A 15,481-nucleotide genomic window follows, 5' to 3' on the forward strand; every position below is an offset into this window, starting at 1 on the left:
GAGCGTTTAGATCGCCGGTTGATAATTATCAAATACCCAGTTGATCTTTCTCGGGTGCTCAAACCGACAAAGTCAGGCGAACGCGCGTTTCCTTCTGGCGAAGGCGTCGATTTGACTGAGATCAAAGTGCCATCTCACAGCATGAGACACCCCGCCGATACGCCAATCCATTTAGCGTAAGGAAAACGTCATGCCGACAGGGGAAATCGCCAGCTCAGCCGAGCAAAACCGGGCACTTGGGCTTAGCACTTTCGCATTCACAATCTGCTTCGCAGTGTGGACGATTTTTGCGATCATCGGGATCGAGATCAAGGCAGAGCTCGGCCTGAGTGATACGCAATTCGGCCTGTTGGTTGGCACGCCGATATTGACTGGTTCGCTGACACGCCTGTTCCTTGGTGTGTGGACCGACCAGTACGGTGGTCGGATCGTCTTTCCCCTGACTATGCTGGCCTCGGCGGTGTCGACGTTCCTGCTGTCGTATGTCGACAGCTATTACATGCTACTGCTTGTTGCGCTTGGCTTGGGTGTTGCCGGCGGCACCTTTGCAGTTGGCGTCGCCTATGTGTCCAAATGGTATCCGCAGGAGAAGCAAGGCTCGGCGCTCGGCTTTTTCGGCATGGGTAACGTTGGCGCGGCCCTTACCAAATTTGTGGCCCCCTGGGTCATGGTCGCGCTTGGATGGCAGGCGGTTGCACAGATCTGGGCCGGCGTGGCCGCAGTGGTCGCGGTGCTGTTCTACCTGTTTGCCAAGGATGATCCCCAGCTTGCCGCGCGCAAGATCAGTGGAGAGAAACCGGCGACGCTCAAGCAGCAGCTCGAGCCTCTCAAGAACGAGCAGGTCTGGCGCTTCTCGCTCTACTACTTCTTCGTGTTTGGCGCCTTTGTCGCGCTCGCGCTGTGGCTGCCGCAATATATGGTTGGGCTCTATGGGCTTGATGTAAAAATTGCAGGCATGCTCGCGGCTGCCTTCTCGCTCGCCGCCAGCGTGTTTCGTGCCTATGGCGGCGTGCTGTCGGATCGCTACGGCGCGCGCAAGGTTATGTATGCCACATTCGGCATGTCACTCGTCCTGCTGTTCATGCTGTCCTATCCGGCAACCGACTATGTCATTCACGGAATCGACGGCGATATCGTCTTCTCGACCTCGATGAGCCTCATACCGTTCGTGATCACAATATTCGCGCTCGGCTTCTTTATGTCTCTGGGCAAGGCTGCGGTCTACAAGCACATTCCGGTCTATTACCCTGGCCATGTTGGTTCGGTTGGCGGTCTGGTTGGCTTGGTTGGCGGCCTCGGCGGCTTTATCCTGCCGATTGTGTTCGGTGCTGTCAGCGATCTGACCGGCATCTGGACCAGCTGCTTTATGGTCCTGTTCGCGCTTGTCGCCATTGCGCTAGGCTGGATGCACCTCGCAATCCGCCAAATGGAACAGAAGGCTGCGGGTATTGACACCCGCTCGCTTCCCGAATTCCCCGAAATGGCTGATTTGCACGACGAGACCAGGAACCTTGCTGCAACGCCATCAAAGGTGCTGACCGAATGGGCGCCTGAGGACCCGGACTTCTGGGAAAGCACGGGCGAAAAAATTGCCCGGCGCAATCTCTATATATCGATCCCGGCGCTGCTGCTCGCGTTCTGCGTGTGGATGGTGTGGTCAGTGGTCGTCGCCAAGCTGCCATCCATCGGCTTCGACTACAGCACCAACCAGCTCTTCTGGCTGGCGGCGCTACCGGGCCTGTCGGGCGCTACGCTGCGCATTTTCTATAGCTTCATGGTGCCGATCTTCGGCGGCCGGCTCTGGACGACATTGACCACCGCATCGCTACTGATCCCGGCCTTCGGCATCGGCTACGCGGTCCAGAACCCGGATACGCCTTACCTGATCTTCCTGGTTCTGGCGCTTCTGTGCGGTTTTGGCGGAGGCAACTTTGCTTCCTCGATGTCCAACATCAGCTTCTTCTTCCCTAAGGCGCAGAAGGGCAACGCGCTGGCGCTGAATGCCGGCTTGGGCAACCTGGGCGTTTCCGTGATGCAGTTTGTTGTCCCGCTGGTGATCGTAGCCGGTGTGTTTGGCGCACTGGGCGGCGAAGCCCAACTGACTGCTGATGGCGAACAACTCTGGTTGCAGAATGCCGGCTTCATCTGGGTGCCATTCATCATGGTCTCGGCGCTGCTGGCGTGGCTCGGCATGAACGACATTGCGGATGCCAAGGCCAGCTTCCGTGAACAGTCGGTCATCTTCCAGCGCAAGCACAACTGGCTGATGTGCTGGCTCTACACCGGCACCTTCGGTTCGTTCATCGGTTTCTCGGCCGGCCTTCCGCTGCTCGCCAAGTTCCAGTTCCCCGATATCGAAGTTCTGAAGTACGTCTTCCTCGGCCCACTGGTTGGTGCGCTCAGCCGCGCCGCGACCGGCTGGCTGTCTGATCGCTGGGGCGGTGGACGTGTCACCTTCTGGGTGTTCATTGGCATGATGCTGGCCGTTGTGGGCATCGTCTACTTCCTTGAGGCGGGCAGCTGGTGGGGCTTCCTCGGGATGTTCATCGCCATGTTCTTCCTGACCGGTGTGGGCAATGCCTCCACGTTCCAGATGATCCCGATCATCATGCGGCAGGAAGTACCCCGACTGATGCCGCACCTCGATGCTGCCCAGCGCACACGCCAGGCCGAAAAGGAATCGGCGGCCATCGTTGGTTTCACCTCGGCGATTGCCGCTTACGGGGCCTTCTTCATTCCGAAGAGCTTCGGCACCTCGATCGAGGCTACCGGGTCGCCGCTGTGGGCGCTGTGGGGCTTCTTCATCTTCTACGGAAGCTGCGCTGCGCTGACATGGTGGGCCTACACCCGCCGTGGCGGCTTGCTGCACGATATCGAACGCGGCCGGGCACCGAGCCCGGTAGAAACACCAGCTCAGCTCAAAGGAGCTAACGCATGAGCCACCTTCTCGACCGCCTCACTTTCTTCAAGCAGGCCAAGCAGTCTTTTTCAAACGGCCACGGGGTCACAACCAACCAGAACCGTGACTGGGAAGACAGCTATCGCAAGCGCTGGCAGCACGACAAGATTGTGCGCTCCACCCACGGGGTGAACTGCACCGGCTCTTGCTCGTGGAAGATCTACGTGAAGGGCGGGATCATCACGTGGGAAACGCAGCAGACCGACTATCCGCGCACACGGCCCGACCTGCCCAATCACGAGCCGCGCGGCTGTCCGCGCGGAGCGAGTTACAGCTGGTATATCTATTCGGCGCAACGGCTGAAGTATCCGATGGTGCGCTCGCGACTGCTCAAGCTCTGGCGCGAAGCGCGGGCGGTGCGCACGCCTGTTGCGGCATGGGCCTCAATCGTCGAGGATCAGGATAAACGCAAAAGCTATACTGCTATCCGCGGCCATGGTGGCTTCGTCCGTTCGACCTGGGATGAGGTCAATGAGATCATCGCCTCGGCCAATGCCTACACCGCGAAAACTTACGGCCCTGATCGGGTGATCGGATTCAGCCCGATCCCGGCCATGTCGATGGTCAGCTACGCAGCAGGCTCGCGTTACCTGTCATTGCTCGGCGGTACGTGCATGAGTTTCTATGACTGGTATTGCGACTTGCCGCCTGCCAGCCCGATGACCTGGGGTGAGCAGACAGACGTCCCCGAAAGCGCCGACTGGTACAATGCCGGTTTCCTTATGATGTGGGGCTCCAACGTTCCGCAAACGCGCACGCCGGACGCTCATTTCATGACCGAGGCGCGGTATCGCGGTACGAAGACAGCGGTGGTTTCGCCCGACTATGCCGAGGCCACCAAGTTCGCCGATCTATGGCTCAATCCCAAGCAGGGCACCGACGCGGCGCTTGCGATGGCAATGGGTCATGTCATCCTGCGCGAATACCACCTTGATCGGCAGGCCGAGTATTTCGAAGACTATTGCCGCAAGTATTCGGATATGCCGATGCTCGTCCGGTTGGTCGAGAAGGACGGCGCATTTGTTCCGGAGCGCTTGCTCCGGGCTTCGGATTTCCTCGAGGATCTCGAAGAGGCAAACAATCCCGAATGGAAAACCGTCGCCATCGACGATGCGACCGAAGAGGTTGTGGTACCCAATGGCTCGGCCGGGTTCCGGTGGGGCGAAAAGGGCAAATGGAATCTGGAGGAAAAGGACGGGCGCGGCAAAGATACTACCCTGCGGTTGACCTCCATTCTCTCGGAGCACCACGATGATGTCGTCGATGTATCCTTTCCCTATTTTGGCAATCGGGAACATGACCATTTCGAAGGCACCGATCATCCCGACGTGCTCAATCGGCGGGTCCCTGTCCGCCAGCTACAGCTGAAGGAAGGCAAGACCTTCGTCGCCACCGTTTTCGATCTCTTCTGTGCCAACTATGGCCTGGATCGCGGTCTCGGTGGCGAACACGTTGCGCGCGAATACGCCGAGATGGTGCCTTACACTCCGGCGTGGGCGGAAAAAATCACCGGTGTCCCGGCCGAAAAGATCGTTACGGTTGCGCGCGAATTCGCCAGCAATGCCGAGGCGACCAACGGCAAGTCGATGGTAATCCTGGGGGCGGGTCTCAACCACTGGTACCACATGGATATGAATTACCGGGGCATCATCAATCTATTGGTGATGTGTGGTTGTGTTGGTCAGTCCGGTGGCGGTTGGTCACACTATGTTGGCCAGGAGAAACTGCGGCCGCAAACCGGCTGGTTACCACTGGCCTTCGGGTTGGATTGGGGGCGTCCTCCCCGCCAGATGAATTCGACCAGCTTCTTTTATGCGCATACCAATCAGTGGCGTTACGAGACGCTCGACATCGGCGAAATCCTCTCGCCAACCGCGCCCGAGGATGATTGGGACGCGAGCCTTATCGACTACAACGCGCGTGCCGAACGCATGGGCTGGCTGCCGAGCGCACCACAACTCAAAACCAATCCACTGGAAGTAGGCAAGGCGGCCAAGGCTTCGGGGAAGGAAGCCAAGGACTATGTTGCCGATGCGCTCAAATCGGGCGAGCTGGAAATGTCCTGTTTCGATCCGGACGATCCAGCCAACTGGCCGCGCAACATGTTTGTGTGGCGATCGAACCTGCTCGGTTCGTCAGGCAAGGGCCATGAGTACTTCCTCAAACATCTGCTTGGCACCGCACATGGCGTGCAGGGCAAGGACCTGGGCGAAATGGGTGGGCAGAAGCCCAAGGAAGTGAAGTGGCACGACGATGCGCCGCAAGGAAAGCTTGACCTGCTGGTCACGCTGGACTTCCGCATGTCGACCACATGTGTCTATTCGGACATCGTCCTGCCGACTGCGAGTTGGTACGAGAAAGACGATCTCAACACCTCCGATATGCACCCCTTCATCCACCCGCTCTCGGCAGCGGTCGATCCGGTGTGGGAATCACGCAGCGACTGGGACATCTACAAGGGCATTGCGAAGACATTCTCTGAAGTGGCGCCGGAAGTCCTTGGTGTCGAGCAAGATGTCGTAATGGTGCCGATCCAGCATGACACCGCAAACGAGATTGCCCAGCCCTTCGAGGTCGAAGACTGGGGCCGGGGGCAAGCCGAACCTGTCCCCGGCAAAACCATGGCCAATGTTGCACTTGTCGAACGCGACTATCCCAACCTGTACAAGCGTTTCACCGCGCTTGGCCCTTTGATGGACAAGCTCGGCAATGGCGGCAAAGGTATCGCCTGGAACACCGAGCATGAAGTGGAGAACCTGCGCCATCTCAACGGTGAAGTGCGGGAAGAAGGGCCGACCAAGGGCATGGCGCAGATCGAAAGCGCCATCGATGCCGCCGAAGTCATCCTGATGCTCGCGCCGGAAACCAATGGCGAAGTCGCGGTCAAGGCGTGGGATGCGTTATCGCAGAACACCGGTCGCGATCACAAGCATCTCGCATTGCCCAAGGAAGAGGAGAAAATCCGCTTCCGTGACATCCAGGCGCAGCCGAGAAAGATCATCTCCTCGCCGACCTGGTCGGGCCTGGAGAGCGAGCATGTGTGCTACAATGCCGGCTACACCAACGTGCACGAGCTGATCCCGTGGCGCACGCTGACCGGGAGGCAGCAGCTCTATCAGGATCACAAGTGGATGCGCGCCTTTGGTGAAGGCTTCTGCCTCTACCGTCCGCCGATCGACACCAAGGCGGTCAAGCCGATGCTGGATGAAGCGAAAGACGCGCCGCATGTGGTGCTGAACTTCATCACTCCGCACCAGAAATGGGGCATCCACTCGACCTATACCGATAATCTGCTGATGCTGACGCTGTCGCGCGGCGGACCGATCGTGTGGATGAGCGAGGTGGACGCCGCCAAAGTCGGGCTGGTCGATAACGACTGGGTCGAAACCTTCAACGCCAATGGCGCGCTGGTCGCCCGCGTGGTCGTTTCGCAGCGGATGAAAGAAGGTACGCTGTTCATGTATCACGCGCAGGAAAAGATAGTGAATGTCCCCGGCTCTCCGCTCACCGGCCAGCGCGGCGGCATCCACAATTCCGTCACTCGTGCCGTGCTCAAGCCGACGCATATGATCGGCGGCTACGTCCAGCAAAGTTATGGCTTCAACTATTACGGGACCGTCGGTTCGAACCGTGATGAATATGTCATCGTCCGCAAGCTTCAGAAGGTCGACTGGCTCGAAGAAGCGCTTTCCGAAGGGGAGAATGCAGCATGAAGATCCGCGCTCAGATCGGCAAAGTGCTCAACCTCGACAAATGCATCGGCTGCCACACCTGTTCGGTAACGTGCAAGAACGTGTGGACCAGCCGCGATGGCATGGAATACGCCTGGTTCAACAATGTCGAGACCAAGCCCGGCATCGGTTATCCCAAGGATTGGGAAAACCAGCAACGTTGGAACGGCGGCTGGGTGCGCACGCCCAGTGGTTCGATCCGTCCCAAGATGGGTGGCAAATGGCGTGTGCTGGCGAAGATTTTCGCCAATCCCGACCTGCCCGAAATCGACGATTATTACGAACCCTTCACTTTCGATTACGAGCATCTGCAAAAGGCTGGTGAAAGCAAGGCCTTCCCCACCGCGCGCCCGCGCTCCCTGGTGTCGGGCAAGAGGATGGAAAAGATCGAATGGGGCCCGAACTGGGAAGAAATCCTGGGCGGTGAATTTTCCAAACGTTCGGAGGATTACAACTTCGAAGGTGTCCAGAAGGACATCTACGGCCAGTTCGAAAACACCTTCATGATGTATCTGCCAAGGCTGTGTGAGCATTGCCTTAATCCCACTTGCGTTGCCGCCTGCCCTTCGGGCGCGATCTACAAGCGCGAGGAAGACGGCATCGTATTGATCGATCAGGAATCCTGCCGCGGCTGGCGCATGTGCGTCTCGGGCTGTCCGTACAAAAAGATCTATTACAACTGGAAAACCGGCAAGAGCGAGAAGTGCATCTTCTGCTATCCGCGCATCGAGGCGGGGGAGCCGACGGTCTGCTCGGAAACCTGCGTCGGGCGTATCCGCTATCTTGGCGTGATGCTGTACGATGCGGATCGCATCGAGGAAGCTGCTTCGGCGGAGAGTGTCGAGGACCTGTATCAGGCGCAGCTCGATATATTCCTCAACCCCAATGATCCCCGAGTAATCGAACAGGCGCGCAAGGATGGCGTGCCCGAAGCATGGCTCGAAGCGGCGCGCCACTCACCGGTCTACAAGATGGCGATGGAATGGAAGGTCGCCTTCCCGCTCCACCCGGAATATCGCACGCTGCCAATGGTCTGGTATGTGCCACCACTCTCGCCGATCAGTGCGGCTGCCAATGCCGGCGACATGGCCGTGAACAACGGCATGCCCGATGTGCGTAGCTTGCGCATTCCGCTCAAATATCTCGCCAATTTGCTGACTGCAGGTGATGAGGAGCCGATTGCGGTTTGCCTTGAGCGGATGCTCGCCATGCGCGGCTATATGCGCGCCAAGACAGTGGAGGGCGTCCACAACGAGACCATCGCCAGCGATGTCGGGCTGACCGGCGCGCAGATCGAGGAAATGTACAAGGTTATGGCGCTTGCCGATTACGAGGATCGCTTCGTCATCCCCACCGGCCATCGCGAAGATGCCGAGGACATGTTCGACGAGCGCGGCTCCTGCGGCTTCTCCTTCGGCAATGGCTGCTCGGGCGGCAGCGGGGAACCCAATCTCTTTGGCGCGCCTGCCAAGCGCAAGAAACTCCAGACACCCACGGAGGTATTCTGATGAAATCGCTCCATCTTCTTTCGCTCCTGTTGCAATATCCCTCGCTGGAATTGCAGACAGTCGCCGTCGAAATAGGCCGGCGCCTGGCATCGGACACCGCGCTTTCGGAGGCCGCAGTTGCCGCACTCGATCCGCTCCTGACGCGGCTTGCCACCAGCGATATTTATGATGCGCAGGAAACCTATGTCGAACTGTTCGATCGCGGGCGGGCGCATAGCCTGCATTTGTTCGAACATGTCCATGGCGAAAGCCGTGATCGCGGGCAGGCCATGGTCGATTTGCGCGAACGCTATCTTGCCGCAGGGCTGGAGCCAACCGGCAACGAGTTGCCCGATTATCTCCCGCTGTTTCTCGACTACTGTTCGACGCTGCCTGATGATGCTGCGCGGGAAATGCTGGCCGAGCCGGGCGTGGTGCTGGTCGCGCTCGCTGCGCGTTTGGCGGAGAAGCAGTCCGATTATGCTCCGCTGTTTGTGCTGCTGTGCGATATCGCCGGGGTCGAAATGGACGAGGAAGCCAAGAACGCGCTTCCGCCAGCGGATGATCCCGAAGACCTCGAAGCGCTCGATGCACAATGGGAGGAAGAGGAAATCCGCTTCGGTGCGGAAGCCGCTCCCGATCCCAACGCAGCCTGCCCCAAGGTTGGTGAAATGCTCGATCAGATGCGTGATCCGCCTGCATCCCAAGCAACGGCAAGGAGCTGAGCCATGCAAGACTTCATCCACTACTTGCTATACGGTATCTATCCCTACATCGCGCTTGCAACACTCGCGGTTGGGTCGATCATTCGCTTTGACAGGGAGCCCTACAGCTGGCGCGCCGGGTCGAGCCAGTTGCTGCGCCGCAAGCAGCTGATCTGGGGATCGGTCCTGTTCCATGTCGGCGTACTGTTCATCTTATTCGGCCACCTTGTTGGCTTGCTGACTCCGATTGCCATTTTCGATGCCATGGGGATCAGTCATGGAGCAAAGCAGCTGTTGGCGATCATAGCCGGCGGTGTGGCTGGTGTTGCCGCAATCATCGGCGCAACGCTGCTGATCCATCGCCGCTTCTTCGATGCGCGTGTGCGCGCCGCATCAAAATTCAGCGACAATATGATCATCCTGATCCTGTGGGTGCAGCTGGCGCTGGGGCTTGCGACAATCCCGCTCTCGGCAGGCCACCTCGATGGCGAGGAAATGGTCAAGTTTATGAATTGGGCACAGGGCATCTTCACTTTCCAGGGTGATGCCGCGAGCTACATCACGGACGTGCACATCATTTTCAAACTGCACTTGTTCCTCGGCCTGACGATCTTCGTGCTGTTCCCGTTTACCCGCCTCGTTCACATGCTGTCGGCTCCTGTGAGGTACCTGTGGCGTGGTGGATATCAGGTGGTGCGCTCTCGCAAGGACCTGAGCCATGGCTGACGCAATCGATCGAGCAGTCGTCCGCGTTGGCGGTAAGGAAATTCCTGCCAGCGCAATCGCCGCCGAGCTGCAGAATCACCCTGCTGCCAATGCAGAAGAAGCATGGCATGAAGCGGCAAAGGCCCTTGCTATCCGCGAGATGCTCCTGGCTGAGGCCCATCGGCAGGAAATCATTACCGAAGATTGCAGCGATGCCGAGGGCCGAAAGCTGCTGGATGACGATGCGAGAATTGATGCGCTGCTCGCCAAAAACGTGATCGTACCCAGTGCGACGAGCGAAGAAGCGCAACGGTTCTATGACAATCATACCGAGCGCTTTTGCAGCGAAGTGCTGGTCGAGGCTGAACATATCCTGTTCTCCGCCAGCCCTGACGACAGCTTCAATTACAGTCTTGCCGTTGGCGATGCCCGCATGGCCATTCGCGAGATAGAGGCCGATCCCTCCTGTTTCGCTCGGCTTGCCAAAACAAGATCAGCCTGTCCGTCAAAGGAACAGGGCGGAAATCTCGGACAGATCGGCAAGGGTCAGACTGTTGCGGAATTCGAGGACGCGTTGTTTGCGCTCGCCGAAGGCGAGTTGTGTGGCGAACCGGTCAAATCGCCGTTTGGCGTTCACGTGATCCGTGCTGGGAGGCGGGCGGAAGGCAAGCAATTACCCTTTGAAATGGTCGAGCAATCTATCTGCAACTATCTCGAGGAAGCCAGCTACCGCCGGGCGATGGCGCAATATCTTGCAATCCTTGCCAGCGAAACCGAGATCGAGGGCGTTGATCTTGCCGCCGCTCAAGGGCCATTGGTCCAGTGAAGGTCGGCGAATTCGAAGCTCCGGCTGCTCCGCACGGGGCTGCTGGCGGTCTGATTGACGGGATCGGCCGGCGGTTCGAATATCTGCGGCTGTCGGTGACCGATGTGTGTAACTTTCGTTGCACCTATTGTCTGCCCGATGGCTACAAGAAGCCTTGCAATCGCCCATCAGAACTCAGCGTTGACGAAGTGCGGCGCGTGGTAACGGCGTTTGCCAAACTGGGGCTTTGGAAGGTGCGCCTGACCGGAGGCGAACCGACGCTGCGGCGCGACTTTGAAGAGATCGCCCGCACAGTCGCGCAAGTTCCGGGCATCCGTCGTGTGGCGATGACAACCAACGGATATCGACTTGCAGAGCGGACTGTCCAATGGCGAGCAGCAGGGATCAGCGCTATCAATATCAGCGTGGATTCACTCGATCCGGCGCGCTTTGCCGAGATCACCGGTCATGACAGGCTGAAGCAGGTTTTTTCCGGGATCGATGCGGCTCAGGGAGCGGGTTTCGACAGTATCAAGCTCAACGCAGTCTTGATGCGAGGCGTCAATGACACGGAGCTTGAGGCGATGATCGATTTCGTATCGTCGCGCGATCTGTCGCTCCGCTTCATCGAGGTTATGCGCACCAACGATAATGCCGAGTTCTTTGCCAAGCGGCACGTTGCGGGTCAGTCCGTGATTGATCGCTTGCAGGTCCTTGGCTGGTCGCGGCTGCCGCGACAGCCGGGCGCTGGCCCTGCGGTCGAGTTCGGGCACCAACAAGCGAAGGGCCGGATCGGCATAATCGCACCCTATTCGAAGGATTTTTGCGCGACCTGTAACCGCTTGCGCATGTCCTCGCTCGGCAAACTGCATTTGTGCCTGTTCGGCGACGCGGGGATCGATCTGCGTCCCTTGCTGCAGAGCGATGATGCGCAGGCCGAGCTTGTCGAACGGGTACGCAAGCTCACGTCGACAAAGGCGCCTGCGCATCGCCTGCACCAGGGAAATAGCGGCGCTACCCCTCATTTGGCATCGATTGGAGGTTGAATTGGAAAGGGCAATCAACGTCGAACTCTGCGGCAAGCTCGCTGACAGCTATGGCGGCTCGGTCACACTCTACATCGCGCCTTGTGGCTTGCCTGTCAGGGAGCTCTTCGAGGCAGTGAGCAGCGCCTACCCGCTGCTCGAACCGATCCTTGCTAGCGGAAGCGTGAGAGCCTGCGTCAACGAAGTCATCGTGCCAGACCACGCCATCATCCATCAAGGTGATACCGCCGCCCTTTTCCCACCTGTCTCCGGCGGATGAGTACGCACGTAGAAGTTGTGCCGGCGGCATTCGATCCGCCAACGTGTCTGCAACAGTTCGTTGAGCGCATTGGAGACGAAGGCGCAGTCGTGAGCTTTACCGGTAGAGCGAGAGGGCATGCCAAGGATGGTGCGGGTATCGAAGCGCTCGTCCTCGAAAGCTACCGCGGGGTTACGCTCTCTTCTATGCAGCAAATTGTGGCGGACACACACGCAAAATTCCCGATATCCGCAAGCCATGTGATCCACCGGGCAGGCCGGATTTCGCCGGAGGAATCGATTGTTTTCGTTGCAACCGCTTCGCGTCATCGCAGGGCTGCCTTCGAGGCCGCCGACTACCTGATGGATAGGCTCAAGACCGAAGCAGTGTTCTGGAAACGTGAGGAACATGCAAACGGCTCGACATGGATCGAACCGACCGATGCCGATCAAAGCGACGCAGCGCGGTGGCTAGGCAAGGAGAGTGAGGCAATATGCCCGGAATAGATGAAACCCTGGATTTCTATCCGCTCAACGTGGCGGTGCTGACAGTTTCGGACACGCGCACTCCGGATAACGATACGTCTGGCGGGCTACTTGCCGACCGTCTTCAGGCGGCGGGCCACAGGCTCGCGGGCCGCTGTATCGTGCCCGACGAGGTAGACGCGATCCGCAAGCAGGTATCTGCTTGGGTCGCAGATCCCGGGGTCGACGTCATTATCAGCACCGGGGGAACGGGTTTTACTCCTCGCGATGTCACCCCTGAAGCCGTCCTCCCCTTGCTGCGCCGCGTGATGGATGGATTCAGCGTAGTTTTTCATCAGGTCAGCATGGGCACGATAGGTGTCTCCACGCTGCAATCGCGCGCCTTTGCGGGGCAAGCTGATGACACGTTTATCTTCTGCGTCCCTGGCTCAACAGGTGCCTGTCGGGACGCTTGGGATCATGTCCTTTCGCTCGAGTTCGACAGCCGGTACCGGCCTTGCTCGATCGCCGGACAGGTGCCTCGCCTGAGGCACCTTTGCGCATGACGGGCCTCACTCATCCCGATCGTGAAGGCCGTGCAAGAGTTTCGGAATGTTCAGGGCGATTGATCGGGTGATGCAAATCGAGGATGTACGGGAAATCTCGAAGACAGGAGGCACGCCGGGTTCATGGGAGGTATGATGATTTCGTTCGATGAAGCCATCGGACTGGTCAAAGATCACGTGACTACGCTTGGCGAAGAGAGCATTTCGCTTGAACAGGCCGCTGGCCGTGTGCTTGCGACTCCGCTTGATGCGCCTCGCGATGCCCCGGTCCGCGCTGTCGCGGCGATGGATGGCTATGCCGTACTCGATGCGACCACCGAACCCGGCCAGCCATTGCGGGTGATCGGTCAATCGGCTGCCGGGGCAGGGTTCAAGGGAAGTCTCGGTCCGGGAGAGGCGGTGCGCATCTTTACCGGCGCCCCCATGCCACATGGCAGTGACCGCTGCATCATGCAGGAACATGCCGAGCGGGACGGCGAAACCGTCACCTTTACCGAAGGTTATGGTCCAGGCTGGCATGTCCGCGCAGCAGGCAGCGACTTTGCTGCAGGCAGTCGGCTTTTGTCGCCCGGCGCCCAGCTCACGCCTCGCGCAATGGTTGCGGCGGCCGCTGCCGATTGTGCCAATGTGTGTGTGAGCACACAGCCGCGTGTCGCCATTGTCGGTACCGGCGATGAGTTGATGAGGCCGGGGACTGCACATACGCGGGCAGATGCGATCCCGGAAAGCGTGACCTATGGCGTTGCTGCGATAGCTGCTGAAGCGGGGGCAATGGTGGTGGAGCGAACCTTGGGCCCAGACGATTTGCCCGCGCTTGAGGAACTGGCCGGTGCCATGCTTGATGTGGCGGACGTTGTCATCGTTACCGGTGGCGCCTCTGTGGGCGAACGTGACTTCGCCAAGCCGATGTTCGCTCCGCACGGACTGGACCTGGTGTTCGCGAAAGTTGCCATCAAGCCGGGCAAACCCGTCTGGCTCGGCCGGGCAAAGGGCAAATGGGTGCTTGGCCTTCCTGGCAACCCCACCTCCGCAATGGTGACAGCCCGGCTGTTTTTGAGGCCGTTGCTGGCGAGACTGCAAGGGCAGGAGATCGATCAGGTGCTGGGTTGGCGCAACATACCTCTGGCCGCGCCACTAAAACAGACCGGAGGCCGAGAGACTTTTGCCCGTGCGCGCCTCGTCGAGCACGGTCTCGAACCGCTGGACAATCAGGAAAGCGGTTCCCAGGCTGCCTTGGTGCAAGCCGATTGGCTAATTCGCTGCCCACCCAATCAACCGGGCGGGAATGCAGGTCAGAGTGTGATTGCGCTGGAGTTTTGAGGTGGCCGGCATTCTTGAAAGCCAGAATGGGATGATCAGCTGTGGCGCACGTGCTCTGAATTTCAGTCTGGCCTCTTGGCGATCCTTTGTTCGGCGGATCGGAGAGCGTCGAGGTCGTTGATATTGGTGAATTCGCCGTAAGACCCATCATCGCGCCACTGCACTTGCTGGCAGCCGATGCTTTCAGCAAATTGCCAGAGCGACCGCCCGCCGCTGGCAACATACGCATCCACTTCTGCACGATCTGTGTGCCACAAGGCGGCAAGCGGATGTGCCCTTCCATCATTGTAAGCCATGGCGCAGGAGTGCGATCCGATTTCGCGGGTCAGACGCAAAACCAAATCGTCCGGAAGAAATGGCTGGTCGCAACCGATCAGTAAGACAGTCTTGCGGTCGTTTTTTTCGGCAAAGCTGACGGCGCTTTGCAAGGCGCTTATTGGCCCAATATCGGCCTTCGCATCGATGAGGATCGGGACGTCGGCGACTGCGATTTGATCGGGGTTTCCGAGAGAAACCGCGACCAGGCACGAGTGCTTTCTGGCCCACTCCAGCGCATGCTCGACAAGCGGTTTGCCAGCCAGCAGCCGTGAGGGCTTGTTGCCGCCAATCCTGGTGCCTGCACCACCTGCAGCGATAACGATTGCCGGTGTATCAGAGGCCAAGGAGCTTTCCTCCTGCAATGACAAGAACCAACGCAAGCAGGCGCAGCAGTGCCTTGCGCGGCAAATGGACAGCGCTCAGCCTGCTGCCCAGGGCTCCACCAGCAATAACGGCCAGGATGTACCACGGTGTTGAATCCGGCATGCTACTCAGCTGAGCGCCTTGGCCAAGCAATCCTGCGGCGGAGTTGCAGAAGATGAATGCAGCGCTGATGCCGGCGGCCATTCGGGGGTCGCACCATCTGAACAGGATCAGCAGCGGGCTAAGGAAAATTCCGCCTCCGGTTCCGGTTAGACCTGCCATCAGGCCCAGAAATGCACCTGTCGGCAAGGCGATAAAAGCTTGCGGTGGCCTTGTTTCCGCAAAATTCCGCTCTGGGCGAAATGCCAGTGCCGCAGCAGATGCCAACAAAACCATGCCGAGGAGGCGCCGATGCCAATCGACGCCGAGGTCGATCGATCCGCCCAAATAGGCCATCGGGATTGCGGCGACAGCGAACAGCAGGAACAATCGCAGATCGAACGCGCCGACGCGGCGGAACTGCAGAAATGCAATCGAAGAGACAAACAGGTTCAATGTCAAAGCCAGCGGACGCATCTCTGCGGGTGCAAATCCTGCAAGAGCCATCAAGGCAAGATAGGCCGACGCACCGCCATGGCCTACCGCAGAGTAAAGTGCGGCTGCGAAGAGAAGGGCAATCGCGAAAAGCCCGGGTCCGGCAAGAATGAACTCAGTCATGGTCGGTGGCAGTCCAGGCTACTTGGATAGTTCTCGCCGCATCAACGTGTGCGAGCGC

Annotated in this window: 13 protein-coding genes; 11 read left to right on the forward strand and 2 right to left on the reverse strand. The window is 59.1% G+C overall.

All coding sequences use genetic code 11. The annotated features are described in order from the left end of the window. The first annotated feature begins 190 nt into the window (after positions 1-190). From OOZ52_RS07225 to OOZ52_RS07275, 11 genes are all read left to right on the forward strand, one after another. Positions 191-2,938, forward strand: a complete 2,748-nt coding sequence (locus OOZ52_RS07225; RefSeq protein WP_274697840.1) for a nitrate/nitrite transporter — start codon at positions 191-193, stop codon at positions 2,936-2,938. Then, on the forward strand, positions 2,935-6,672 hold the full coding sequence (locus tag OOZ52_RS07230) for a nitrate reductase subunit alpha (RefSeq protein ID WP_274697841.1): 3,738 nt from the start codon (positions 2,935-2,937) through the stop codon (positions 6,670-6,672). Before OOZ52_RS07225 ends, OOZ52_RS07230 begins: the two co-directional genes overlap by 4 nt. Beyond that, on the forward strand, positions 6,669-8,198 hold the full coding sequence (narH, locus tag OOZ52_RS07235; protein ID WP_274697842.1) for a nitrate reductase subunit beta: 1,530 nt from the start codon (positions 6,669-6,671) through the stop codon (positions 8,196-8,198). Before OOZ52_RS07230 ends, narH begins: the two co-directional genes overlap by 4 nt. Then, a complete protein-coding gene (gene narJ, locus OOZ52_RS07240; RefSeq protein WP_274697843.1) occupies positions 8,198-8,902 on the forward strand; it encodes a nitrate reductase molybdenum cofactor assembly chaperone in 705 nt (234 codons plus the stop codon). Before narH ends, narJ begins: the two co-directional genes overlap by 1 nt. A 3-nt stretch (positions 8,903-8,905) precedes the next feature. Beyond that, entirely contained in the window at positions 8,906-9,607 is a 702-nt protein-coding gene (gene narI / locus OOZ52_RS07245) for a respiratory nitrate reductase subunit gamma (RefSeq protein WP_274697844.1), read from the forward strand. Next, entirely contained in the window at positions 9,600-10,412 is an 813-nt protein-coding gene (locus tag OOZ52_RS07250) for a peptidylprolyl isomerase (RefSeq protein ID WP_274697845.1), read from the forward strand. The genes narI and OOZ52_RS07250 overlap by 8 nt, the downstream gene beginning before the upstream one ends. Next, positions 10,409-11,437, forward strand: coding sequence for a GTP 3',8-cyclase MoaA (gene moaA / locus OOZ52_RS07255; RefSeq protein ID WP_274697846.1), 1,029 nt, complete (start codon positions 10,409-10,411; stop codon positions 11,435-11,437). The genes OOZ52_RS07250 and moaA overlap by 4 nt, the downstream gene beginning before the upstream one ends. 1 nt (position 11,438) lies before the next feature. Beyond that, positions 11,439-11,696 carry a MoaD/ThiS family protein gene (locus tag OOZ52_RS07260; protein ID WP_274697847.1) on the forward strand — a complete coding sequence of 86 codons (258 nt, stop codon included), beginning with the start codon at positions 11,439-11,441 and terminating at the stop codon, positions 11,694-11,696. Further along, complete coding sequence (locus OOZ52_RS07265; RefSeq protein WP_274697848.1) at positions 11,693-12,181, forward strand: molybdenum cofactor biosynthesis protein MoaE; 489 nt, start codon at positions 11,693-11,695, stop codon at positions 12,179-12,181. The genes OOZ52_RS07260 and OOZ52_RS07265 overlap by 4 nt, the downstream gene beginning before the upstream one ends. Continuing rightward, positions 12,169-12,705 (forward strand): molybdenum cofactor biosynthesis protein B, encoded by a 537-nt coding sequence (moaB, locus tag OOZ52_RS07270; protein ID WP_274697849.1) that lies wholly within the window; start codon positions 12,169-12,171, stop codon positions 12,703-12,705. The genes OOZ52_RS07265 and moaB overlap by 13 nt, the downstream gene beginning before the upstream one ends. Positions 12,706-12,837: 132 nt before the next feature. Beyond that, entirely contained in the window at positions 12,838-14,025 is a 1,188-nt protein-coding gene (locus tag OOZ52_RS07275) for a molybdopterin molybdotransferase MoeA (RefSeq protein ID WP_274697850.1), read from the forward strand. A gap of 62 nt (positions 14,026-14,087) precedes the next feature. Here the strand turns inward: OOZ52_RS07275 and mobA are convergent, their stop codons facing one another. Together mobA and OOZ52_RS07285 are read right to left on the reverse strand one after the other, a co-directional pair. Then, entirely contained in the window at positions 14,088-14,711 is a 624-nt protein-coding gene (mobA, locus tag OOZ52_RS07280; protein ID WP_274697851.1) for a molybdenum cofactor guanylyltransferase, read from the reverse strand. Then, a complete protein-coding gene (locus tag OOZ52_RS07285) occupies positions 14,677-15,423 on the reverse strand; it encodes a sulfite exporter TauE/SafE family protein (protein WP_274697852.1) in 747 nt (248 codons plus the stop codon). Before OOZ52_RS07285 ends, mobA begins: the two co-directional genes overlap by 35 nt. Positions 15,424-15,481: the final 58 nt, after the last annotated feature.

Source organism: Aurantiacibacter sp. D1-12 (assembly GCF_028858515.1).
Taxonomy (GTDB): Bacteria; Pseudomonadota; Alphaproteobacteria; order Sphingomonadales; family Sphingomonadaceae; genus Alteraurantiacibacter.